The 21,780-nt window shown below is 59.6% G+C and carries 23 protein-coding genes; 16 read left to right on the top strand and 7 right to left on the bottom strand.

From position 1 onward, the window contains the following. Positions 1 to 172: 172 nt before the first annotated feature. Genes AD669_RS26565 through AD669_RS26575 form a run of 3 tightly spaced genes read left to right on the top strand, consistent with a single transcriptional unit; the run spans position 173 to position 1,385 of the window. The gene (locus AD669_RS26565) at positions 173 to 424 is read left to right on the top strand and encodes a hypothetical protein (protein WP_053125036.1); all 252 of its coding nucleotides are present in this window, start codon (positions 173 to 175) and stop codon (positions 422 to 424) included. A gap of 18 nt (positions 425 to 442) precedes the next feature. Beyond that, positions 443 to 1,015: a hypothetical protein gene (locus AD669_RS26570; RefSeq protein WP_053125037.1), complete on the top strand. Its 573-nt coding sequence runs from the start codon at positions 443 to 445 to the stop codon at positions 1,013 to 1,015. Then, the gene (locus tag AD669_RS26575) at positions 1,002 to 1,385 is read left to right on the top strand and encodes a hypothetical protein (RefSeq protein WP_053125039.1); all 384 of its coding nucleotides are present in this window, start codon (positions 1,002 to 1,004) and stop codon (positions 1,383 to 1,385) included. The genes AD669_RS26570 and AD669_RS26575 overlap by 14 nt, the downstream gene beginning before the upstream one ends. Positions 1,386 to 1,487: 102 nt before the next feature. On the opposite strand, the gene pyrE is transcribed toward AD669_RS26575, so the two are convergent. Further along, on the bottom strand, positions 1,488 to 2,132 hold the full coding sequence (pyrE, locus tag AD669_RS26580) for an orotate phosphoribosyltransferase (RefSeq protein WP_053125041.1): 645 nt from the start codon (positions 2,130 to 2,132) through the stop codon (positions 1,488 to 1,490). A gap of 82 nt (positions 2,133 to 2,214) precedes the next feature. Here pyrE and AD669_RS26585 point away from each other — a divergent pair, with 82 nt between their 5' ends. Beyond that, positions 2,215 to 2,994: an exodeoxyribonuclease III gene (locus AD669_RS26585; protein ID WP_007920349.1), complete on the top strand. Its 780-nt coding sequence runs from the start codon at positions 2,215 to 2,217 to the stop codon at positions 2,992 to 2,994. An 80-nt stretch (positions 2,995 to 3,074) separates the two neighbouring features. On the opposite strand, the gene gltS is transcribed toward AD669_RS26585, so the two are convergent. The 5 genes from gltS to rph all read right to left on the bottom strand — a co-directional run bounded on the left by gltS (position 3,075) and on the right by rph (position 7,966). Further along, positions 3,075 to 4,283: a sodium/glutamate symporter gene (gltS, locus tag AD669_RS26590; RefSeq protein WP_053125043.1), complete on the bottom strand. Its 1,209-nt coding sequence runs from the start codon at positions 4,281 to 4,283 to the stop codon at positions 3,075 to 3,077. A gap of 355 nt (positions 4,284 to 4,638) precedes the next feature. Further along, on the bottom strand, positions 4,639 to 5,829 hold the full coding sequence (locus tag AD669_RS26595; protein ID WP_053125045.1) for a Xaa-Pro peptidase family protein: 1,191 nt from the start codon (positions 5,827 to 5,829) through the stop codon (positions 4,639 to 4,641). A 103-nt stretch (positions 5,830 to 5,932) separates the two neighbouring features. Then, a complete protein-coding gene (locus AD669_RS26600; RefSeq protein WP_082341505.1) occupies positions 5,933 to 6,817 on the bottom strand; it encodes a helix-turn-helix domain-containing protein in 885 nt (294 codons plus the stop codon). 29 nt (positions 6,818 to 6,846) lie between these two features. Next, a complete protein-coding gene (locus AD669_RS26605) occupies positions 6,847 to 7,215 on the bottom strand; it encodes a DUF4870 domain-containing protein (RefSeq protein ID WP_053125048.1) in 369 nt (122 codons plus the stop codon). Positions 7,216 to 7,243: 28 nt separating this feature from the next. Beyond that, the gene (gene rph, locus AD669_RS26610; RefSeq protein WP_016985814.1) at positions 7,244 to 7,966 is read right to left on the bottom strand and encodes a ribonuclease PH; all 723 of its coding nucleotides are present in this window, start codon (positions 7,964 to 7,966) and stop codon (positions 7,244 to 7,246) included. 270 nt (positions 7,967 to 8,236) lie between these two features. Here rph and AD669_RS26615 point away from each other — a divergent pair, with 270 nt between their 5' ends. The 6 genes from AD669_RS26615 to AD669_RS26640 all read left to right on the top strand — a co-directional run bounded on the left by AD669_RS26615 (position 8,237) and on the right by AD669_RS26640 (position 13,542). Next, the gene (locus tag AD669_RS26615) at positions 8,237 to 9,100 is read left to right on the top strand and encodes a YicC/YloC family endoribonuclease (RefSeq protein ID WP_053125050.1); all 864 of its coding nucleotides are present in this window, start codon (positions 8,237 to 8,239) and stop codon (positions 9,098 to 9,100) included. Positions 9,101 to 9,112: 12 nt separating this feature from the next. Then, the gene (gene gmk / locus AD669_RS26620; RefSeq protein WP_053125052.1) at positions 9,113 to 9,733 is read left to right on the top strand and encodes a guanylate kinase; all 621 of its coding nucleotides are present in this window, start codon (positions 9,113 to 9,115) and stop codon (positions 9,731 to 9,733) included. A gap of 167 nt (positions 9,734 to 9,900) precedes the next feature. Further along, entirely contained in the window at positions 9,901 to 10,164 is a 264-nt protein-coding gene (rpoZ, locus tag AD669_RS26625; RefSeq protein ID WP_016985812.1) for a DNA-directed RNA polymerase subunit omega, read from the top strand. Between the two features lie 57 nt (positions 10,165 to 10,221). After that, complete coding sequence (gene spoT / locus AD669_RS26630) at positions 10,222 to 12,327, top strand: bifunctional GTP diphosphokinase/guanosine-3',5'-bis pyrophosphate 3'-pyrophosphohydrolase (protein WP_016985811.1); 2,106 nt, start codon at positions 10,222 to 10,224, stop codon at positions 12,325 to 12,327. Positions 12,328 to 12,351: 24 nt separating this feature from the next. Further along, entirely contained in the window at positions 12,352 to 12,732 is a 381-nt protein-coding gene (locus AD669_RS26635) for a RidA family protein (RefSeq protein ID WP_003229509.1), read from the top strand. Between the two features lie 69 nt (positions 12,733 to 12,801). Then, entirely contained in the window at positions 12,802 to 13,542 is a 741-nt protein-coding gene (locus AD669_RS26640) for a hypothetical protein (protein ID WP_053125054.1), read from the top strand. Positions 13,543 to 13,753: 211 nt separating this feature from the next. On the opposite strand, the gene AD669_RS26645 is transcribed toward AD669_RS26640, so the two are convergent. Then, entirely contained in the window at positions 13,754 to 14,611 is an 858-nt protein-coding gene (locus tag AD669_RS26645) for an SDR family oxidoreductase (protein WP_053125056.1), read from the bottom strand. A 188-nt stretch (positions 14,612 to 14,799) separates the two neighbouring features. Here AD669_RS26645 and exbB point away from each other — a divergent pair, with 188 nt between their 5' ends. The 6 genes from exbB to AD669_RS26675 all read left to right on the top strand — a co-directional run bounded on the left by exbB (position 14,800) and on the right by AD669_RS26675 (position 21,628). After that, positions 14,800 to 15,771, top strand: a complete 972-nt coding sequence (gene exbB / locus AD669_RS26650) for a tonB-system energizer ExbB (protein WP_053125058.1) — start codon at positions 14,800 to 14,802, stop codon at positions 15,769 to 15,771. A 6-nt stretch (positions 15,772 to 15,777) separates the two neighbouring features. Beyond that, entirely contained in the window at positions 15,778 to 16,206 is a 429-nt protein-coding gene (gene exbD / locus AD669_RS26655) for a TonB system transport protein ExbD (protein ID WP_053125060.1), read from the top strand. Beyond that, complete coding sequence (locus tag AD669_RS26660) at positions 16,203 to 16,949, top strand: energy transducer TonB (protein ID WP_038359287.1); 747 nt, start codon at positions 16,203 to 16,205, stop codon at positions 16,947 to 16,949. The genes exbD and AD669_RS26660 overlap by 4 nt, the downstream gene beginning before the upstream one ends. Before the next feature lie 184 nt (positions 16,950 to 17,133). Beyond that, a complete protein-coding gene (locus AD669_RS26665; protein ID WP_053125062.1) occupies positions 17,134 to 18,063 on the top strand; it encodes a hydrogen peroxide-inducible genes activator in 930 nt (309 codons plus the stop codon). Between the two features lie 9 nt (positions 18,064 to 18,072). After that, a complete protein-coding gene (recG, locus tag AD669_RS26670) occupies positions 18,073 to 20,148 on the top strand; it encodes an ATP-dependent DNA helicase RecG (RefSeq protein ID WP_053125064.1) in 2,076 nt (691 codons plus the stop codon). Positions 20,149 to 20,227: 79 nt separating this feature from the next. After that, positions 20,228 to 21,628, top strand: a complete 1,401-nt coding sequence (locus AD669_RS26675; protein ID WP_053125066.1) for an aminoacyl-tRNA deacylase and HDOD domain-containing protein — start codon at positions 20,228 to 20,230, stop codon at positions 21,626 to 21,628. Positions 21,629 to 21,780: the final 152 nt, after the last annotated feature.

Below are 21,780 nucleotides of genomic sequence, written 5' to 3' on the forward strand. Positions count from 1 at the left end.
GCAGCTCCTACAAAAGCGGATTTCGTTTGTGCGAAATCCCTGTAGGAGCTGACGAAGTCTGCGATCTTTTTTATGCGCGCAAGAAATGTCTGACTTAACAAAGCGAAACGTCCGACATCACCTCAGAACAAATCTCCCTAGGATCTTCCCTTCATCCACCGGAGATTTACCCATGCAAAAAGATTACGTCCCTTACGGCAGCGATGTTTCCCCTGGCACTTACGAGTGCGTCGATTGCGGCCATCAGTATTCCAATCAAGCCAAAACCTCGATGCCACCGTGCCCGCAATTTCGCAAAACAGCACATGCGTTGAATGGCTGGAAAATCCTCACCGGCCAAGGTGATGCGATCAAAGACCCTTATCCGGAAAAGCCTGCCAACATCAAAAGCGCCGAGGTCATCACGCCCTCGAACAAAAAATAACCTCGGAGCGCCTGAGCCATGCAGATCTCGTTCACGATCGACGCCGCCGCTTTCGAGCTGGAACAAAAGGAACCGGTCAAGAAAACCTTGCGCATTGGTGACGCGGAAATCACCCACGCGTTGCAGCGCATTGCCAAGGCCAGCCTGACCGAATACCTGAAAATGCTGGTCGAGGGCGGCATGCCCAGCCGCGCTGACGAGGCCAAGCAGGATCGTCTGCTCTACCTGATTCAGAGCTATTTCGGGCAGACCTTGCCGACTGAATCGCAGATCTCGACGATCTTTCAGCTGACTCAAAGCCAAAGCAAAACCCTGCTGAAAAACACCGTGTCGCGCTTTCGCAATCAGCTCGACGACATCCTCCAGCACAGCATGCGTGCGGTGATCGAGACGGCTGAATACGCGCAAACCGTGTTTCTGGTGGTCATCAGCTCGGACGTGATACGCGATGAGCTGAACATGCTGATCACGCAGAACGAGCCAACCTTCAAACCCATCACCAAGCGCAAGGGCAGCGCCGGGCAGTTCGAGATCAGCGAGGACAGCCACGCCTTGCTCTGCGCAACGCTGGGCCTGAATGCCGTTCAGTGACATCGTCGCGGTCAGTGGCTTGCTGCTGACCCTGACCACCTTCCTGTTCAACCTGGCGTGGCCGGCGCTCAGTGAAGCGTTGGCACTGGATGAATATCAGTCGGGGCCGCTGAACCGAAAACGCAGCAGGGGCAAGGTTCGCGAGGCTTTTTACGGGCGGGCGCTGCCGCTGACGTGTGCGTTTGTGGCGCTGTTTTACGTCAACTTGCCGGCTGCCGTGGGGATTATTCGCAGCAGCACGCTGGATCTGTGGGATTTTGATGTGGATCGCACGTTGTACGTGATGGTGGTGTTGGCGCTGCTGGCGTTTGCGCTGATCAACGCAGGATTGACCCTGAAACTGCTGAAAAAATGGAGAAACCTGCGCTAAATCGAAACCCCTGTAGGAGCTGCCGAAGGCTGCGATCTTTTGATTCTGTTTTTAAGATCAAAAGATCGCAGCCTCCGGCAGCTCCTACAGAATGATGTCGTATCAGACGCCAAACTGGGTGCGGTACGCTTCCACGGCTGGCAGATGCTGCTTGAGCTGCGGATCATCCGCGAGGAACTCCAGCACCTGATTCAGCGAAACAATGCTGATCACCGGAATGCCGAAATCACGCTCGACCTCCTGAATCGCCGACAACTCGCCGTTGCCACGTTCCTGACGGTTCAGCGCGATCAGCACGCCGGCAGCCTTGGCGCCGTCCTGTGAAGCAATGATTTGCATCACTTCACGGATCGCGGTGCCAGCGGTAATCACGTCGTCGATGATCAGCACGTCGCCGGTCAGCGGCGCGCCAACGAGGCTGCCGCCTTCGCCGTGGGCCTTGGCTTCCTTGCGGTTGAAGCACCATGGCAGGTCACGGTCGTGATGCTCGGCCAATGCGACGGCGGTGGTGGCCGCCAGCGGGATGCCTTTGTAGGCCGGGCCGAACAGAACGTCGAAGGGAATGCCGCTTTCAGCGATGGCTGCAGCGTAGAAACGCCCCAGCTGCGCCAGGGCCGAGCCCGAGTTGAACAGGCCGGCGTTGAAGAAGTAAGGACTGGTGCGCCCGGACTTCAGGGTGAACTCACCGAAGCGCAAAACGCCGCGATCGATGGCAAAACGAATGAAATCGCGCTGATACGCTTGCATGAAAAAAACCCCAAATACCACGGATTTAGCTAATTAGCTTGACGCCGTGTATCATACACGCACGCGATTTTTGGGGCCATTTATGCGGATCATCAGTGTGAACGTCAATGGTATTCAGGCGGCAGTCGAGCGCGGTTTGCTCAGTTGGCTGCAAGCTCAGAATGCCGACGTCATCTGCCTGCAGGACACCCGTGCCTCCGCCTTTGAACTGGATGACCCAGCCTTCCAACTGGATGGCTACTTCCTTTATGCCTGCGATGCTGAAGTCCCTGCCCAAGGCGGCGTGGCTTTGTATTCGCGGTTGCAACCGAAGGCTGTCATCAGCGGTCTCGGTTTCGAGACGGCCGACCGCTACGGGCGCTACCTGCAAGCAGATTTCGACAAAGTCAGTATTGCCACCTTGCTGCTCCCTTCGGGGATGAACGGCGATGAGGACTTGAACCAGAAGTTCAAGCTCATGGACGACTTCGGCAAGTACCTGGACAAACAGCGACGCAAACGCCGCGAGTACATTTATTGTGGCTCGCTGTACGTGGCGCAGCAGAAGCTCGACATCAAGAACTGGCGCGACAGCCAGCAATCCCCGGGCTTCCTGGCGCCGGAACGCGCCTGGATGGACGAGATTGTCGGCAACATGGGTTATGTCGATGCCCTGCGCGAAGTCAGCCGTGAAGGCGACCAGTACAGCTGGTGGCCGGATAACGAACAGGCCGAGATGCTCAATCTGGGCTGGCGCTTCGACTACCAGATCCTGACACCGGGCTTGCGCCGCTTTGTACGCAGCGCACGTCTGCCGCGTCAGCCACGGTTCTCGCAGCACGCGCCGCTGATCGTCGACTACGACTGGACGCTGACCATCTAAGCGTCGAATCGCAGTCAAAAAAATGCCCGTATCGCGAGATACGGGCATTTTTTGTGCGCTAGCCTAAAGCGGGCTGAACCTCAGAGCGCGACAAACATCGGCAGGGCCAGATACAGCTTGATCACGATGACGTTAATGATGTCAATGAAGAACGCACCAACCATCGGCACCACCAGAAACGCAATCTGCGAAGGCCCGTAACGCTGCGTCACCGCCTGCATGTTGGCGATTGCCGTCGGCGTGGCACCGAGACCAAAACCGCAATGCCCTGCGGCCAGCACCGCCGCATCGTAGTTGCGGCCCATCATGCGGAACGTCACGAAAATCGCAAACAGCGCCATGACCAAGGTCTGCACCGCCAGAATGATGAAGATCGGTAACGCCAGCGCCGCCAGATCCCACAGCTTCAGCGACATCAAGGCAATCGCCAAGAACAGCGACAGGCTGACATTGCCCAACACCGACACTTCCCGCTCGAACACCTGATAAAGCCCCAGCGCCGAGAGGCCGTTACGCAGCAACACACCGACAAACAGCACACAAACAAAGGTCGGCAATTCAAGCGCGCTGCCTTGCAGCCAACCGTTCAGCAGATTGCCGACCAGAAGGCTGACCGCGATCAGGGCGAGTGTTTCGATAAATGAAAACGGCGTTATCGAGCGCTCTTTGTTCGGCTGCTCAAAACCCTTGGGGAGCCGTGGCGCTTGCTGATTCTGGCAACCGGGCACCTCAACACGTTTGATCAACAGGCGAGCCACTGGCCCACCAATCAAACCGCCCAGCACCAGACCAAAAGTCGCCGAGGCGATCGCCAGTTCAGAGGCAGAGGCCAAACCGTATTTCTCACTGAACATCGTGCCCCACGCCGCGCCGGTACCGTGACCGCCCGCCAGAGTGATCGAACCGGTCAACAGACCCATCAGCGGGTCAAGTCCGAGCAGAGTGGCGAGGCCAACGCCCATCGCGTTCTGCACCACCAGCAGCCCGGCGACTGCCACCAAAAAGATCCCAACAACGCGCCCGCCCTTTCTCAGGCTGGCGAAGTCTGCACTCAAACCGATAGTGGCAAAGAAGGCCAACATCAAAGGCGTTTGCAGCGAAGTATCGAAGCGAACTTCAACATCCAGTGTTCGCATGATCAGAAGAACAAGCGCAACCAATAGGCCCCCGGCAACCGGTTCGGGAATATTGTAATTGCGCAGAAACCCAACGCGAGTAACTAAACCACGCCCCAGTAAAAGTACTAAGGAAGCGGCCACGAGTGTTCCGTAAAAATCGAGCTGAATCATTTTGATTATTCTTGGCTATATTCAGGGACGAGCTCTTTTCCTGAGCGCGCGCCGTGAATCGGCTGATTGTCTCAACACTGATTGCTGTGGAATTCAAGAACCTTCGACGGCTTGAATATATCGAAATATTTCAAGAGAAACATAACGCCGGGCAACTTTAACAATCGTCCATCGCCGATGCCAAGGACGGAGCCAGCACCAAGGCAGTGCAGTTGTGACTAAACATGTAATAGCGAAAAATATATAACTATATGACTACCATTCATCGGCAATAGATTAATCCTACATCCCAAAGAAACTAATCCGGTTGCATTCATGTAAATGCCCGTAGGTGAAACACGGGCATTTTTATTAATCAGAGAATTGTCTGACTGGAGATGTCTCGGGGCGCGCGCGTCAGGATGTCTGGCGTGTCGCCAATCACCACCGTGTCGTCGATCCGAAAGCCACCCAGCCCCCACTGAAAAATCCCCGGCTCAGCCGAATACACTTCGCCACTCATCAGCGGTCGCGTATTGAACGCCATGTCGTGGGGAAACTCATGGCCGACCAGCCCAAGTCCATGGCCCGTACGATGGATGATCAAGTCCGCCACTCCATGCCGCTCGAAAACCCCTTGAGCCGCCGCATCTATCGCGCAAACCGGATTGCCCGTCACCGCCGCTTCGCACGCCGCTTCATTGGCTTCCCGCGCCGCCTCATACAACTGAATTTGCCGCGCCGAAGGCTTGCCGCAAAACCAGGTGCGCTCGTTCTCGATGATCAGACCGTTGATACGCGGAATGATGATGTTCACCAGACCATGACCCTTCTCGATGCGTGCGCCGCACTGCCGACCATCGCCGTGGGGTGCACAGCTCGCCGGGCCGGACAGGGTGAAAAACTCAATGCACTGCACATCCTCACCGGGGAAACGATTAGCCGCTTCTTCGACAAACAGTGCGGCCATGCTCATGTCCAGCTCCTGAACCAGTCGTCCGGGGCGGATGTTTTCCCGGTAGCGATCCTGCAACCAATCCGTCAACGCACAGGCTTCGCGCATCAGTTGGATCTCTTCGGCATGCTTGACTAGCCGCAACGTGCGGCACTCTTCGGTCGCGTTTTGCAGCACCAACGATGGCAGCAAAGTACCGACGCGAGCCAACGGCGCCGTGATCGCGTCGACGCCAATGCGCGACCGATGCAGCCCGGCATCGCGCAAAGATTGTGCGACCAGCTCACTCCACTGACTGACCAAGGGCAGGCGATTTTGCACACGCGGATGCTCGGCATAAAAACGTGCATCCTCGATCCAAAGATGCCCGGCTTCTTTGGTGAAACGCCAATGATGCGTCGATAGCTCATGAGCGATCACAAACGGCGCGCCGTTCCTCGGTACGACGCACAGAATTGGCCGTTCCCACGTCTCTACGTCGGTATTGAAGTTGGTCGCAAACTGGAAGAAGTCGGCCTGGGTGAAAAGCAAAGCATCAAAGCCTTCGCGATCCATCAGCGAGTACATGAGTTGCAGGCGATAGTCGCGCACAGCGTGTCCGAGGTGTGCCATTGGCTGGCTCCGTGTCGTTGAAGTGCGGACAGTGTTCAACGAGGGCAGAGCTGTCGTCGCGCCGATCCTTGCTCAATTGCCGGTACTTTCTTGCTCACGAGTTTTATCGGGACTGGCGAAAATCCTTCGGGCTGATGCCATAGGCTTTACGAAAGACTCGGGCGAAATGGCTGGAGTCGGCAAACCCGGATTCCAGGGCAATTTCCAAAATAGTCTTGGCGGAGTTTTCCAAAGCGTTGCGCGCCCGTTGCAGGCGCACAACCAGTACGTGGGCATGCGGTGAAGTGCCAAAAGCGCGTTTGAATTCACGAGCGAAGTGGAATTCACTCATCGCCGCAATTGCCGCCAACCGGGCAATGCAGAGCTTTTCGCAGGGGTGACGCTCGATGTAGCGCAAGGCATCCATCAGGCCTTGGCTGGCAACTCTTGGCTGGGTGCTCGAAAGCTCATAACTGTTCAATAAATGAGCAATCAATACCTGAACGCTTAGATCCGCCTGCTCACGGGCGCCCCGACTGTTGTCACCGATGGACAGCGCCAATTGCCGGGCCAGCAAATGAGCCACTCTGTCGTTTTGATACAGCGGCTGATGCGTTCCGCGAAATCCGGCGAAGCTCAATCCTTGCTCCTGCGCCGCAGCGGTCAACGCCGGCATTGGCAAATGCACATGAAGGATGTCGAAAGCGCTACGCGTGTCCCAGCTCGCGGATTGGCTGGGCTGCAGCAATCGCACCTGACCACTGTGAATCTGCCCGTCCCACACCTGCCGGCCGCCAACAGCGGCACGCGATTGCATGGGCGCAAGCATCACGCTGAGCAAAACATGCTCGCGCGGTTCAGTACGTTCAAAGTGATAGCTGTCTGTGGATGAACGCTGCCAGCGGAACACCGCAGCGCCGGTCGATTGCAGATCCGTCAGCACGGCGGCGGGTTTCATCCGCCATTCCTCGGTCTGCTGCTCGATAGAAGGAAAGACCGGCTGAGCCATTGCGCACTCCGCCCGTCAGGCCCGCGAGCCTACTTGATCAACCGCCAGGTAAACGGATACCGGTACGGATAGCCTTCGTTGGCCTTCACCCCGGCAATGATCGTCAGCACCAGTGCACCGATGCCCAGTATCACGATCAGGACGAAGCCAATGAGCAACAGCATCAGCAGGAAGCAGATCAACGACGCAATCGCGACAGTGATCTGAAAATTCAGCGCCTCTTTGCCCTGGGCATCGATAAACGGATCCTTTTCACGCTTCATTTGCCAGAGAATCAACGGCCCGATCAGGTTGCCGAACGGAATCCAGATTCCCAGCAAAGCGGACAAGTGACAAAACATCGCCCATTGGCGAACCTCCTGGCTCGGTTTGGGCAGCAGCGCTTGCTCGTCACTCATCGCACTCTCCTTGCGGTTATGAACCTGCTCAGTCAGCCAGTGCGGCCTTCTGCAGTTCGAAAATCTCGTTCATGCCTTGCTTGGCCAGTTCCAGCATGGCGTTGAGGTCTTCCGGCTGGAACGGCGCGCCTTCAGCGGTGCCCTGCACTTCGATGAAACCACCGGTGCTGGTCATCACGACGTTGAGGTCGGTCTCGGCAGCGGAATCTTCAAGATAGTCCAGATCCAGTACCGCTTCGCCCTGATACATGCCGACCGATACCGCGCCGATCATTTGCTTGAGCGGGTCGCCGCCCTTCAGGCCGCCGCGCTTCTTGATTACTTTCAGCGCATCAACCAGAGCAACCATGGCGCCGGTGATGGATGCAGTGCGGGTGCCGCCGTCAGCCTGGATCACGTCGCAGTCGACGTACAAGGTGACATCGCCCAGCTTGGACATGTCCAGCGCAGCGCGCAGGGAACGGCCGATCAGACGCTGGATTTCCAGGGTGCGACCGCCCTGCTTGCCACGGCTCGCTTCACGCTGGTTACGCTCGCCAGTGGCGCGCGGCAGCATGCCGTACTCGGCGGTCAACCAACCCTGGCCCTGACCTTTGAGGAAACGCGGCACGCCGTTTTCGACGCTGACGGTGCAGATGACTTTGGTATCACCGAATTCGACCAGCACCGATCCTTCGGCGTGTTTGGTGTAGTTGCGGGTAATGCGGATCGAGCGGAGCTGATCGGCAGCGCGACCACTTGGACGTTTCATAGGAGATACCTGTACTGAGGACGGAAAACTGCCGAGCATTATAGAGCGGTGCACCGCGACTGGGCACGGGTTAAAAATTCGAGCCGACGACCGAGGGCCCTGAAACACGCATTACCGACGGGCTGCAGCCCTTTGTCACACCGTGTGTTTGGGCGCATTCGCCGCACTGCGCTACAATCCTGCGCCTTTGCTGCCAGTCGGCATAAATTCATTGATATCGCGCTTGCGGAACCCAGGTTTCGCGCCGATCTGCATTGCGAGGTTACCGCCATGGTGCACAGCATGACCGCCTTCGCCCGCGTCGAGAAAGCCGGCGTACAGGGCACCCTGAGCTGGGAACTGCGCTCGGTCAACAGTCGCTATCTGGAACCGCACCTGCGCTTGCCGGAAACCTTTCGCGACCTCGAAGGCGCGGTGCGTGAAGCGCTGCGTCAGGGCCTGTCGCGGGGCAAACTGGAATGCACCCTGCGTTTCACCGAAGAAAGCACCGGCAAAGCGCTGCAAATCGACCGCGAGCGCGCCGCGCAACTGGTCGCTGCCGCTGAAACCATCGCGGGCCTGATCAAAAACCCTGCAGCGCTGAACCCGCTGGAAGTCCTGGCCTGGCCTGGCGTTCTGGTCGGCGATGCAACCGATCCGCAGGCGCTGAACGCCGAAGCGCTGGCCCTGTTCAATCAAGGTCTGAAAGAGTTGAAGGCTGGCCGTGAGCGCGAAGGCGCGGAGCTGGCCCGGTTGATCAACGAGCGCCTGACATCGATCGAAGCAGACGTCGTGACCCTGCGTGAACTGGTGCCACAGATGCTCGCGACCCAACGCCAGAAAGTCCTCGACCGCTTCGCCGACATGAAGGCCGAGCTGGATCCGCAGCGTCTGGAACAGGAGATGGTCATCCTCGCGCAAAAGAGCGACGTGGCCGAAGAACTGGATCGCCTGAGCACCCACATCATCGAAGTGCGCCGGGTGCTCAAGTCCGGCGGTGCAGCCGGGCGTCGCCTGGACTTCCTGATGCAGGAGCTCAACCGCGAAGCCAACACATTGGGCTCCAAGGCCTTTGATCCGCGCAGCACCCAAGCCGCCGTCAACCTCAAGGTGTTGATCGAGCAGATGCGCGAACAAGTGCAGAATATTGAGTAAGGCAACCCCGACATGACCCACAGCACCGGCACCCTGTACATCATTTCCGCCCCTTCGGGCGCGGGCAAGAGCAGTCTGGTCAAGGCTTTGACCGACGCCAACGCGGAGATCCGCGTTTCGGTTTCGCACACCACCCGCGCCATGCGTCCGGGCGAAGTCGACGGCGTGAACTATCACTTCGTGACGCGGGAAGCGTTTGTGAAGATGGGCGAACACGGCGATTTCCTTGAGCGCGCCGAGGTTTTCGGCAACCTCTACGGCACCTCGCAAAGCCATCTGCAGCAAACCCTCGACGCAGGTCACGACCTGATTCTGGAAATCGACTGGCAAGGCGCCGAGCAAGTGCGCAAGCTGATGCCGCAGGCGCGCTCGATCTTCATTCTGCCGCCGTCGCTGCAAGCACTGCATTCGCGTTTGACCAACCGTGGTCAGGACAGCGACGAAATCATCGACGGCCGCATGCGTGAAGCGGTCAGCGAAATGAGCCACTACGTCGACTACGACTACCTGATCATCAACGACGATTTCGCCCACGCGCTGGACGATCTGAAGGCGATTTTCCGCGCCAATCAGCTCATTCAGAAGCGTCAGCAACAGCTTCACGGCAAATTGCTGGCCGAATTGCTCGGTTAATCAGCACTTCCCAAAAGGCCTGCAAGCGCTTTACATTGGCACTTGCAGCGCGTTGAAGGGCTTGGTTAAAAAATCAGCGCTTCCCTAATCGCTGGTGATTTTTTAAACTGTTGAGTCCGCTCGCCCAACCGGGCAGCGCGCATATTGCATTCGCTCCGAGGAATACCATGGCCCGCGTAACCGTTGAAGACTGCCTGAACCACGTGGAAAACCGTTTTGAGCTGGTCATGCTCTCTACCAAACGTGCCCGTCAACTGGCCACCGGCGGCAAAGAGCCACTGGTTCAGTGGGAAAACGACAAGCCTACCGTTGTAGCGCTGCGTGAAATCGCTGAAGGCCTGATGAGCTACGAGTTCATCGCCGAGCAAGAAATCGTCCAGGATGAGCCGCTGTTCGCAGCGTTCGAGGACGAGTCCAACGAGGCCGTCTAAGCCTATGCCTGGTCGACGTAGCACGGCGCGGGATCACAGCTTACGGCAGGAATCATCATGCCGAGCATAGACGCCCTCGCCGATCGCTTATCGACCTACCTCGGCAACGACCAGGTCAACCTGGTCCGCCGAGCGTATTTCTACGCCGAACAAGCCCATGACGGTCAACGCCGTCGCAGCGGCGAGGCGTACGTCACGCATCCTCTTGCCGTGGCCAATATTCTTGCCGACATGCACATGGATCATCAGAGCCTGATGGCCGCGATGCTGCATGACGTGATCGAAGACACCGGTATCGCCAAAGAAGCGCTGCAAGCGCAGTTCGGTGAAACCGTGGCCGAACTGGTCGACGGGGTCAGCAAACTGACCCAGATGAATTTCGAGACCAAGGCCGAAGCCCAAGCCGAAAACTTCCAGAAAATGGCAATGGCCATGGCGCGCGACATTCGCGTGATCCTGGTCAAACTCGCCGACCGCCTGCACAACATGCGCACGCTGGAAGTGCTGTCCGGCGAAAAACGCCGGCGGATCGCCAAGGAAACCCTCGAAATCTACGCGCCCATCGCCAACCGGCTGGGCATGCATGCGATCCGCATCGAATTCGAAGACCTCGGCTTCAAGGCCATGCACCCGATGCGTTCCGCGCGGATCTACCAGGCGGTCAAGCGCGCCCGGGGCAACCGCAAGGAAATCGTCAACAAGATCGAAGAATCCCTTGGCCATTGCCTCGCCATCGACGGCATCCAGGGCGAAGTCAGCGGTCGTCAGAAACATCTCTACGGCATCTACAAGAAAATGCGCGGCAAGCGTCGGGCCTTCAACGAGATCATGGACGTCTACGCGTTCCGGATCATCGTCGACAAGGTCGATACCTGCTATCGCGTGCTAGGCGCTGTACATAATTTGTACAAACCGTTGCCGGGGCGCTTCAAGGATTACATCGCGATCCCCAAGGCCAACGGCTATCAGTCGCTGCACACCACGCTGTTCGGCATGCACGGTGTACCGATCGAGATTCAGATCCGTACCCGCGAAATGGAAGAGATGGCCAACAACGGCATCGCCGCCCATTGGCTGTACAAATCCAGCGGTGACGAGCAGCCGAAAGGCACTCACGCCCGCGCCCGTCAGTGGGTCAAAGGCGTGCTGGAAATGCAGCAACGTGCCGGCAACTCGCTGGAATTCATCGAGAGCGTGAAGATCGACCTGTTCCCGGACGAGGTCTATGTGTTCACGCCGAAAGGCCGGATCATGGAGCTGCCGAAAGGCTCCACGGCGGTCGACTTTGCTTACGCGGTACACACCGACGTCGGCAACAGCTGCATTGCCTGCCGGATCAACCGTCGACTCGCACCGCTGTCCGAACCGCTGCAAAGTGGCTCCACGGTCGAGATCGTCAGCGCACCCGGCGCCCGGCCGAATCCGGCGTGGCTCAACTTTGTGGTCACCGGCAAGGCGCGTACGCACATCCGCCATGCGCTGAAACTGCAGCGCCGCTCCGAGTCCATCAGCCTCGGCGAACGCCTGCTGAACAAGGTGCTCAACGGTTTCGACAGTTCGCTGGAGAAAGTCCAGGCCGAACGCGTCAAAGCGATGCTCACCGAGTACCGCCTCGAACTGATCGAAGATTTGCTTGAAGACATTGGCCTGGGCAACCGCATGGCCTACGTCGTCGCCCGCCGCTTGCTCGGCGAAGGCGAACAGCTGCCAAGTCCTGAAGGCCCGCTGGCGATTCGCGGTACCGAAGGTCTGGTGCTGAGCTACGCCAAGTGCTGCACGCCGATCCCGGGCGACCCGATTGTCGGGCACCTGTCGGCTGGCAAAGGCATGGTCGTGCACCTCGACAACTGCCGCAATATCAGCGAAATCCGGCACAACCCGGAAAAATGCATCCAGCTCTCGTGGGCCAAGGATGTCACCGGCGAATTCAACGTCGAACTGCGCGTCGAGCTGGAACACCAGCGCGGCCTGATCGCTCTGCTGGCCAGCAGCGTCAACGCAGCCGACGGCAATATCGAGAAAATCAGCATGGACGAACGCGATGGTCGCATCAGCGTTGTCCAGTTGGTGGTCAGCGTCCACGACCGAGTGCACCTGGCCCGCGTGATCAAGAAACTGCGCGCCTTGACCGGGGTGATCCGCATCACCCGCATGCGTGCATAACGCAACCCTAACAAGGAGTCCTACATGACCAAGACTGTTATCACCAGCGACAAGGCCCCGGCCGCCATCGGTACTTACTCCCAGGCGATCAAGGCAGGCAACACTGTTTACATGTCGGGTCAGATTCCTCTGGACCCAAAAACCATGGAACTGGTTGAAGGCTTCGAAGCCCAGACCGTCCAGGTGTTCGAGAACCTCAAAGCCGTGGCCGAAGCCGCTGGTGGTTCGTTCAAGGACATCGTCAAACTGAACATCTTCCTCACCGACCTGAGCCACTTCGCCAAGGTCAACGAGATCATGGGCAAATACTTCGACCAGCCGTACCCGGCCCGCGCCGCCATCGGCGTTGCTGCCCTGCCAAAGGGTTCGCAGGTTGAAATGGATGCCATTCTGGTCATCGAGTGATGCGCACGGCGCGGCCTTCAAACGCCGCGCCGACTGCTCTGCAAGAAAAGGTTTTGAAAGGATTCCACCATGCGCAAAGCGCTAGCTCTTCCGCTGCTCGCCCTCCTCCTCGGCGGCTGCGCCAGCAACCCTGCCGACCGTGACATCAGCGGCACCTGGATCAATCAGGTGGCGATCAATGCTGCAGCCAAGGGCGGCCCCCTGCGCGAAGCACTTCAGGCTTACGGCCCGAACCTTGAGTGGGATATCAACACCAAGGCCAGTCAGGCCCGCTACACCAATGGTTTTGAGAACGTCGAAGGACGGCTGCTGGGCGAAGAGTCCGGCACCTGGAAAGTCGACTTCTACGGCAGCTCCGCCAGCGCGTTGAAACGTGACGGCAGCCAACTGCAACAGGCCGCCGGCGATAACGAACCCGAGCAACTGTTCGATCGCGCACCGATTCCGGTACCGGAAGGCGCGCCGATCGGTGCGAGTTTCGAGCGTGCGCTGTATTCCGCCTACATGGGCGGCAGCTGGAAAATCACCAGCGGTGAAGGCGAAGGCGCCACCGTGCAGTTCCAGGCCGATGGCCAGGTGTCCGGTATGCCGGGTGCCGATCGATATGCGCTGTGCCTGGCGGGCGATTGCGCGTCGATGAGCAACGGCAACGACAGCATGTGGCTGCAGCAGAACGGTCAGGGTAATAACTGGATCTTTGTGCGCAAGGGCAAAGAGCTGGAAATCCTGCAAGCGGTGAACTCCGCGCTGGCGGATGAACAGCCGCAGTTCACACCGGGTGCTCGCAAGTGGTTGCTGGAAAAACAGTAATCATCTTCTGAAACCACTGAATATCCAAGGTGGGAACCTCTGTGGCGAGGGGATTTATCCCCGATCGGCTGCGAAGCAGTCGCAAAACCTTTGTACGCGGTTTATCTGATCAACCGCGATTGCAGGATTTGGGGCCGCTGCGCGCCCCATCGGGGATAAATCCCCTCGCCACAGGGGATCGGTTCCCACAGTGGTTTGTGGTGTTACGCCGTCAGCATTTACCTTCGAGGATCGCGGCGTAGCCTTCGCGGTAGCTTGGGTATGTTGGCGTCCAGCCGAGGGCCTTTGCCCGGGCATTGCTGCAGCGCTTGCTGCCCGTGCGCCGCACGCTCGCCTCTGCCGCCCACTCGGTCACACCCAAATACTCGCGCAACCAGTCGACCACTTCGGCCAACGGTGCCGGTGCATTGTCGACGCCGATGTAGATGTTCTCCAGCGCAGTCCCCTGCCGATCCGCCTCGAGCAAAAACTTCAGCAGACCCGCCGCGTCGTCCGCGTGAATGCGATTGCCATACAACGGTGGCTCGACGGCGACGCGATAACCCTCGCGAACTTGCGTCAGCAGACGCTCGCGGCCAGGCCCGTAAATACCGGTCAGGCGCAGGATGCTCGCCGGGATACCGCTCTTGAGCGCGACTTGCTCAGCCTCAAGCATCAACCGTCCGGAGAAACCGCTGGCCACTGTCGCTGAGGTCTCGTCCACCCACTCGCCATCCATCTGCCCATAAACACTGCTGCTGGATACAAACAACAGCCGCTCCGGCACCTGGCCATAGTCATCCAGCCAGCTCAACACATTCTGCAAACCCTGCACATAAGCCGCGCGGTACCCGGCTTCATCATGATTCGTCGCAGCAGCGCAATACACCAGGTAATCCACCGCACCGATCGGCCAGGTGTCCGGGCAATCTTCATTAAAGAGATCCCCGGCAACACCAATGACACCCTCAGGCAGACGTGACACATCCCGGCGCAAGCCATGGACTTCCCAGCCAGCGGCCAGCAATTGCGTGGCCAGACGACTACCAATATCGCCACAACCGGCAATCAGAACAGAAGGCGCAGACATCAGAAAACTCCCATCGGAAAGCGACAGACTAGGCCCGGCGAGTGACGAGCGGCTAGCAATCAAGGAAAAAAAGATACTCTATTACTTTTGTTAACAAGAATTACTTGCAATAATGCCTGCCACTTTTGTTCTCGGCCTCACGAGGCCTGGAAGAGCATCATCGTTTTTCTATCTCAGGTCCGGCCAGCATGACACGTAATCAAATCCCCGCTTCGCCAACCCAACGACCTCGCGCCTGGAGCGCAGTGGCGGCTCTGCTGCTCAGCCTGATGCTGGCACCGACCGCCGCCTTCGCTGACGCGCAAGCGCCAGCCGCACCGGCCGCGACCGAACAGCACGCTCCTGCTGCTGACGCGCCTGCCACCGCCCCGGCTGCTGCACCGGCTGCAACCGATCCAGTGCAAGCGGTAGACGCTGCCGACGTTCCTGAAGTTCTCGAAGCCGACAACACGCTGGGCATGGCCCACGACCTGTCGCCGTGGGGCATGTACCAGAACGCTGACATCATCGTCAAAATCGTGATGATCGGTCTGGCCATCGCGTCCATCATCACCTGGACCATCTGGATCGCCAAAGGCTTTGAGCTGATGGGCGCCAAGCGTCGTCTGCGTGGCGAAATCGCCGCCCTGAAGAAAGCCACCACCCTTAAAGAAGCCAGCGCCACCGCCGGCAAGGAAGGCACCCTCGCCAACCTGCTGGTGCACGATGCGCTCGAAGAGATGCGCCTGTCGGTCAACAGCCGCGAGAAAGAAGGCATCAAGGAACGCGTCAGCTTCCGTCTTGAGCGTCTGGTTGCAGCCTGCGGTCGCAACATGAGCAGCGGCACCGGCGTCCTCGCCACCATCGGTTCCACCGCGCCGTTTGTCGGCCTGTTCGGTACCGTGTGGGGCATCATGAACTCCTTCATCGGCATCGCCAAAACCCAGACCACCAACCTCGCCGTTGTGGCACCGGGTATTGCTGAAGCCCTGCTGGCCACTGCACTGGGTCTGGTTGCAGCGATTCCAGCGGTTGTGATCTACAACGTCTTCGCCCGCTCGATCGCCGGTTACAAGGCGCAGGTTTCCGATGCTTCGGCAGAAGTCCTGTTGCTGGTCAGCCGCGACCTCGACCACCAGCCTGAGCGCAGCTCGCAGCCGCACATGGTTAAAGTGGGGTAATCGGCCATGGGCCTGCATTTGAAAGAAGGCGCAGACGACGATCTGGCCGAGAATCACGAAATCAACGTCACGCCGTTTATCGACGTGATGCTGGTGCTGTTGATCATCTTCATGGTGGCCGCTCCGTTGGCCACCGTGGACATCAAAGTCGACCTGCCTGCCTCGACCGCCAAACCGGCGCCGCGGCCAGAGAAACCGGTGTTCCTCAGCGTAAAAGCTGATCAGCGTCTGTTCCTCGGCGAAGACGAAGTGAAGCCCGAAGCACTGGGTGCCACCCTCGACGCCAGAACCAAGGGCAAGAAAGACACCACCATCTTCTTCCAGGCTGACAAAGGCGTGGATTACGGCGACCTGATGAGCGTGATGGATAACCTGCGTTCCGCCGGTTACCTGAAGGTCGGCCTGGTAGGACTTGAGACGGCAGCCAAGAAATGATCACGACGCGCCATAAGCTGACGCGTTACAGCGGTAGCCTGGCCGTGGTGCTGGGCGTTCATGCGCTGGCCATCGCGCTGGCGCTGAACTGGACCGCCCGCCCGCCCATCGAATTGCCGCCGCAGGCAATGATGGTCGAGCTGGCCCCGGTTCCGGCCCCGCCACCGCCTGCTCCGCCGAAAGTCGTCACACCGCCGCAGCCACCGGCTCCGGTTGAAGAGTTGCCGATTCCGAAACTGGCCGAAGCCCCGAAAGCTGAAATCGCGGTGCAGAAACCTAAACCGAAGCCCAAGCCTAAACCGCCGAAGCCGGTCGAGAAGAAGCTGCCTGATCCGCCGAAGGAGAAACCTTCCGAGGAAAAACCGGCCGACACCCAGCCGACTCAGGCACCGACGGAGAAATCCGCCCAGCCTGCACCAGGCCCGTCGCCGGCCCAGATGGCTGCCAAAGCCAGCTGGCAAGGCACCCTGCTCGCGCATTTGGCCAAGTACAAAAAGTACCCGGCCAGTGCTCAGGCACGCGGCAAGGAAGGCTTGAACCGTCTGCGTTTCGTGGTGGATGCCGAAGGTAACGTGCTGTCATTCGAACTGGTGGGCCGCTCTGGCAACGCTGATCTTGACCGGGCTACCCTGGAAATGATTCGCCGCGCACAACCGCTGCCAAAGCCACCGGCTGACATGCTGAACAACGGCTCGATTGAAATTGTTGCACCGTTTGTTTACTCCCTCGAACGCCGCCGTTAAGTAGCAAGATCAAAAGATCGCAGCCTTCGGCAGCTTCTACATTGGAATGCATTTCCCTGTAGGAGCTGCCGAAGGCTGCGATCTTTTGCTTTTTGCAGTAGTCGCATGTCGCCCTCAGTCTGATAACGTGCGTCTATCGATTGCAGCCGGTATGCTTGGCCCGCATCTTCATGGACGCTTTGCTATGACCCTCACAGAATTACGCTACATCGTTACCCTCGCCCAAGAGCAGCATTTCGGCCACGCGGCCGAGAAATGCCACGTCAGCCAGCCGACCCTGTCGGTGGGCGTGAAGAAACTTGAAGACGAACTCGGTGTGCTGATTTTCGAGCGCAGCAAGAGCGCCGTGCGCGTGACCCCGGTCGGCGAAGGCATCGTCGCCCAGGCGCAGAAAGTTCTTGAGCAAGCCCAAGGCATCCGCGAACTGGCCCAGGCCGGCAAGAATCAGCTGACCGCACCGCTGAAAGTCGGCGCGATCTACACGGTCGGCCCGTACCTGTTCCCGCACCTGATTCCACAACTGCACCGGGTCGCACCGCAGATGCCGTTGTACATCGAAGAAAACTTCACCCACGTGCTGCGCGACAAACTGCGCAACGGCGAACTCGACGCGATCATCATCGCCCTGCCGTTCAACGAAGCTGACGTGCTGACCCTGCCGCTGTACGACGAGCCGTTCTACGTGCTCATGCCGGCCCAGCACCCGTGGACGAAAAAAGAAACCATCGACGCCGGCCTGCTCAACGACAAGAGCCTGCTGCTGCTCGGCGAAGGTCACTGCTTCCGCGATCAGGTGCTCGAAGCCTGCCCGACCCTGACCAAAGGCGGCGACGGCGCCAAGCACACCACGGTCGAATCCAGTTCGCTGGAAACCATTCGCCACATGGTCGCGTCCGGTCTGGGCATCTCGATCCTGCCGTTGTCCGCCGTCGACAGCCATCACTACGCCCCCGGCGTGATCGCAGTGCGTCCGCTGTCGCCACCGGTGCCGTTCCGCACCGTGGCCATCGCCTGGCGTGCGAGTTTCCCACGGCCGAAAGCCATCGAAATCCTCGCCGACTCCATTCGCCTGTGCTCGGTGGCCAAGCCAGCGACACCGGTTACGGCCGGTTAAGCGAGCGTCATGACTGAGCTGTCGCAAGTGTCGGTGACGGCACTCAAGGGTGTCGGTGAAGCCATGGCCGAGAAATTGGCCAAGGTCGGTCTGGAGAATCTCCAGGACGTGTTGTTTCACCTGCCGCTGCGTTATCAGGATCGCACCCGCGTGGTGCCGATCGGCCATTTGCGACCGGGTCAGGACGCCGTGGTCGAAGGCACCGTCAGCGGCGCCGACGTGGTCATGGGCCGCCGCCGCAGCCTCGTCGTGCGCATGCAGGATGGCACCGGCGGGCTGAGTCTGCGCTTCTACCATTTCAGCAACGCGCAGAAAGAAGGCCTCAAGCGCGGCACACGGATTCGCTGCTACGGCGAAGCCCGGCCCGGCGCCTCAGGCCTAGAAATCTACCACCCGGAATATCGCGCTATCACCGGCGACGAACCACCGCCAGTGGATGAAACCCTGACCCCGGTTTACCCGCTGACCGAAGGCCTGACCCAAGCGCGTCTGCGTCAACTGTGCATGCAGACGCTGACCATGCTCAAGCCCGACACCCTGCCCGATTGGCTGCCGACCGAACTCGCACGCGACTATCAACTCGCGCCGCTGGCCGACGCGATCCGCTACCTGCACAACCCGCCCGCCGATGCCGACGTCGACGAACTCGCCCTCGGTCATCACTGGGCGCAGCATCGTCTGGCCTTCGAAGAGCTGCTGACCCATCAACTGTCGCAACAACGTCTGCGCGAAAGCATGCGCTCGTTGCGCGCGCCGGCGATGCCGAAAGCGAAAAAGCTGCCGCCGAAATATCTGGCGAATCTTGGCTTCAACCCGACCGGCGCCCAACAGCGCGTCGGCAACGAAATCGCCTACGACCTCAGTCAGCACGAACCGATGCTGCGGCTGATTCAGGGTGACGTCGGCGCGGGTAAAACCGTGGTCGCCGCCCTAGCTGCGTTGCAAGCGCTGGAAGCCGGTTATCAAGTCGCGCTGATGGCGCCGACCGAGATTCTCGCCGAACAACACTTCATCACCTTCAAGCGCTGGCTCGAACCGCTGGGCATCGAAGTGGCGTGGCTGGCCGGCAAGCTCAAGGGCAAGAACCGCGTCGCCGCGCTGGAGCAGATCGCCAGTGGCACACCGATGGTGGTCGGCACCCACGCGCTGTTCCAGGACGAAGTGAAATTCAAGAATCTGGCGCTGGTGATCATCGACGAACAGCATCGCTTCGGTGTGCAGCAACGTCTGGCGCTGCGGCAGAAAGGCGTCGGTGGACGCATGTGTCCGCATCAACTGATCATGACCGCGACGCCGATTCCACGCACGCTGGCGATGAGCGCCTACGCCGACCTCGACACCTCGATCCTCGACGAACTGCCGCCCGGTCGAACCCCGGTCAACACCGTGCTGGTCACCGACACCCGCCGCGTCGAAGTCATCGAACGCGTGCGCGGTGCCTGCGCCGAGGGCCGTCAGGCCTATTGGGTGTGCACGCTGATCGAAGAGTCGGAAGAGCTGACCTGTCAGGCCGCCGAAACCACTTTTGAAGATCTCACCCTCGCCCTCGGCGAGTTGAAAGTCGGGCTGATTCACGGGCGCATGAAACCCGTCGAGAAGGCCGCAGTCATGGCCGAGTTCAAGGCCGGTAACCTGCAACTGCTGGTCGCGACCACGGTGATCGAAGTCGGTGTAGACGTACCCAACGCCAGCCTGATGATCATCGAAAACCCCGAGCGCCTCGGCCTCGCGCAACTGCACCAGTTACGCGGCCGTGTCGGTCGGGGCAGCGCCGCCAGCCATTGCGTGCTGCTTTACCATCCGCCGCTATCGCAGATCGGTCGCCAGCGTCTGGGCATCATGCGTGAGACCAACGACGGTTTCGTCATCGCCGAAAAAGATCTCGAATTGCGCGGCCCCGGTGAAATGCTCGGCACTCGTCAGACCGGTTTGCTGCAATTCAAGGTCGCGGATCTGATGCGCGACGCCGACTTATTGCCTGCCGTTCGTGACGCTGCGCAAGCGCTGCTGGAACGCTGGCCGACCCACGTCAGCCCGTTGCTTGACCGCTGGTTGCGCCACGGGCAGCAATACGGCCAAGTGTGAGCACCGTCGCAGTTTCTGACAGCTCGTTCTGACCAAGCTGGTTATACTCCTGCCATTGTTTCAAAAACGGATACAGACCATGACCGAAGCCGCTCTCGCCCCCGAATCCCCGCACGCGCCGTCTGTCATTCGGCTGCTGCTGGACAAGCTCGGGATCGCCTACGAAGAAGTGCTCGACCACCACGGCCTCAATGCCTCGCGCAAGGTACAAGCCGTGTTGCTGGACGACGCTGTCGGCGCGCTGATGGTGCTGTTTCCGCAGAGCCAGTTGCTCGACCTCAATCGCCTCGCCGAACTGACGGGCCGTCGCCTGACCGCCGTATCGACCGAGCGTCTGCAAAAGATGCTCGGCAAACACAGCCTGAGCCTGCTGCCAGGCCTGCCGGCACTGACCAGTTCGCCGTGCCTCTACGAAGAAAGCCTGCTGCGTGAGCCGAAGCTGCTGATCAACTCCGGCGAGCCGGGCGTATTGCTGGAAATCACCAGCGAAGCCTTCAAAAGCATGCTGACCAAGGCCAGCGCCGCCAACTTCGGCGAAGCGCTGAACAGCATCCGCCCGAACCTCGACCGCCCGGACGATGACCGCGAGGAAATCACCCAGGCCGTGCAAGCGTTTACCGCACGGCGCATTCAGCAGCGTCTGGAAGCGACCATCGAGATTCCGCCGCTGGCCGAAACCGCGCAAAAAATCATCAAGCTGCGCGTCGACCCGAACGCGACCATCGACGACATCACCGGCGTCGTTGAAACCGACCCGGCGCTGGCCGCACAAGTGGTGAGCTGGGCGGCGTCGCCGTACTACGCCTCGCCGGGCAAGATTCGCTCGGTAGAAGACGCGATCGTCCGCGTGCTCGGTTTCGATCTGGTGATCAACCTCGCGCTGGGTCTGGCCCTCGGCAAGACCCTGAGCCTGCCAAAAGACCATCCGCAACACTCGACGCCGTACTGGCAGCAGTCGATCTACACCGCCGCCGTCATCGAAGGCCTGACCCGCGCCATGCCGCGCGCCCAGCGCCCGGAAGCCGGCCTGACCTACCTCGCCGGTCTGCTACACAACTTCGGTTATCTGCTGCTGGCCCACGTGTTCCCGCCGCACTTCTCGCTGATCTGCCGCCACCTGGAGGTCAACCCGCACCTGTGCCACAGCTACATCGAGCAACACCTGCTCGGTATCAGCCGTGAACAGATCGGCTCGTGGCTGATGCGCTACTGGGACATGCCGGACGAACTGGCCACCGCGCTGCGCTTCCAGCACGATCCGAGCTACGACGGCGCTTATGCCGAGTATCCGAATCTAGTGTGCCTGGCCGTGCGATTGCTGCGTGGACGCGGGATTGGCTCGGGCCCGGATGAAGACATTCCAGACGCCCTGCTCGAACGCGTTGGCCTGACCCGCGAAAAAGCCAACGACGTCGTCAGCAAAGTCCTCGAAGCCGAAGTCCTGCTGCGCGAACTGGCTTCGCAATTCAGCCAGGGCTAAAACAAAACAGGCCCGCTCCCCCAAGGATTTACACAATCCCCCTGTGGGAGCGAGCCTGCTCGCGAAAAACCCAACTCAATCTAGCTGATTCACACAAAACCCTGTGGTGAGGGGATTTATCCCCGACCGGCTGCGAAGCAGTCGCAAACCCA

It is taken from the genome of Pseudomonas sp. P1.31 (genome assembly GCF_001269815.1).
GTDB lineage: Bacteria > Pseudomonadota > Gammaproteobacteria > Pseudomonadales > Pseudomonadaceae > Aquipseudomonas > Aquipseudomonas rustica.

Coding starts and splice junctions, on each gene's coding strand:
- AD669_RS26565 (WP_053125036.1), top strand. CDS start 173: ATGCAAAAAGATTACGTCCCTTACGGCAGCGATGTTTCCCCTGGCACT.
- AD669_RS26570 (WP_053125037.1), top strand. CDS start 443: ATGCAGATCTCGTTCACGATCGACGCCGCCGCTTTCGAGCTGGAACAA.
- AD669_RS26575 (WP_053125039.1), top strand. CDS start 1,002: ATGCCGTTCAGTGACATCGTCGCGGTCAGTGGCTTGCTGCTGACCCTG.
- pyrE (WP_053125041.1), bottom strand. CDS start 2,132: ATGCAAGCGTATCAGCGCGATTTCATTCGTTTTGCCATCGATCGCGGC.
- AD669_RS26585 (WP_007920349.1), top strand. CDS start 2,215: ATGCGGATCATCAGTGTGAACGTCAATGGTATTCAGGCGGCAGTCGAG.
- gltS (WP_053125043.1), bottom strand. CDS start 4,283: ATGATTCAGCTCGATTTTTACGGAACACTCGTGGCCGCTTCCTTAGTA.
- AD669_RS26595 (WP_053125045.1), bottom strand. CDS start 5,829: ATGGCACACCTCGGACACGCTGTGCGCGACTATCGCCTGCAACTCATG.
- AD669_RS26600 (WP_082341505.1), bottom strand. CDS start 6,817: ATGGCTCAGCCGGTCTTTCCTTCTATCGAGCAGCAGACCGAGGAATGG.
- AD669_RS26605 (WP_053125048.1), bottom strand. CDS start 7,215: ATGAGTGACGAGCAAGCGCTGCTGCCCAAACCGAGCCAGGAGGTTCGC.
- rph (WP_016985814.1), bottom strand. CDS start 7,966: ATGAAACGTCCAAGTGGTCGCGCTGCCGATCAGCTCCGCTCGATCCGC.
- AD669_RS26615 (WP_053125050.1), top strand. CDS start 8,237: ATGGTGCACAGCATGACCGCCTTCGCCCGCGTCGAGAAAGCCGGCGTA.
- gmk (WP_053125052.1), top strand. CDS start 9,113: ATGACCCACAGCACCGGCACCCTGTACATCATTTCCGCCCCTTCGGGC.
- rpoZ (WP_016985812.1), top strand. CDS start 9,901: ATGGCCCGCGTAACCGTTGAAGACTGCCTGAACCACGTGGAAAACCGT.
- spoT (WP_016985811.1), top strand. CDS start 10,222: ATGCCGAGCATAGACGCCCTCGCCGATCGCTTATCGACCTACCTCGGC.
- AD669_RS26635 (WP_003229509.1), top strand. CDS start 12,352: ATGACCAAGACTGTTATCACCAGCGACAAGGCCCCGGCCGCCATCGGT.
- AD669_RS26640 (WP_053125054.1), top strand. CDS start 12,802: ATGCGCAAAGCGCTAGCTCTTCCGCTGCTCGCCCTCCTCCTCGGCGGC.
- AD669_RS26645 (WP_053125056.1), bottom strand. CDS start 14,611: ATGTCTGCGCCTTCTGTTCTGATTGCCGGTTGTGGCGATATTGGTAGT.
- exbB (WP_053125058.1), top strand. CDS start 14,800: ATGACACGTAATCAAATCCCCGCTTCGCCAACCCAACGACCTCGCGCC.
- exbD (WP_053125060.1), top strand. CDS start 15,778: ATGGGCCTGCATTTGAAAGAAGGCGCAGACGACGATCTGGCCGAGAAT.
- AD669_RS26660 (WP_038359287.1), top strand. CDS start 16,203: ATGATCACGACGCGCCATAAGCTGACGCGTTACAGCGGTAGCCTGGCC.
- AD669_RS26665 (WP_053125062.1), top strand. CDS start 17,134: ATGACCCTCACAGAATTACGCTACATCGTTACCCTCGCCCAAGAGCAG.
- recG (WP_053125064.1), top strand. CDS start 18,073: ATGACTGAGCTGTCGCAAGTGTCGGTGACGGCACTCAAGGGTGTCGGT.
- AD669_RS26675 (WP_053125066.1), top strand. CDS start 20,228: ATGACCGAAGCCGCTCTCGCCCCCGAATCCCCGCACGCGCCGTCTGTC.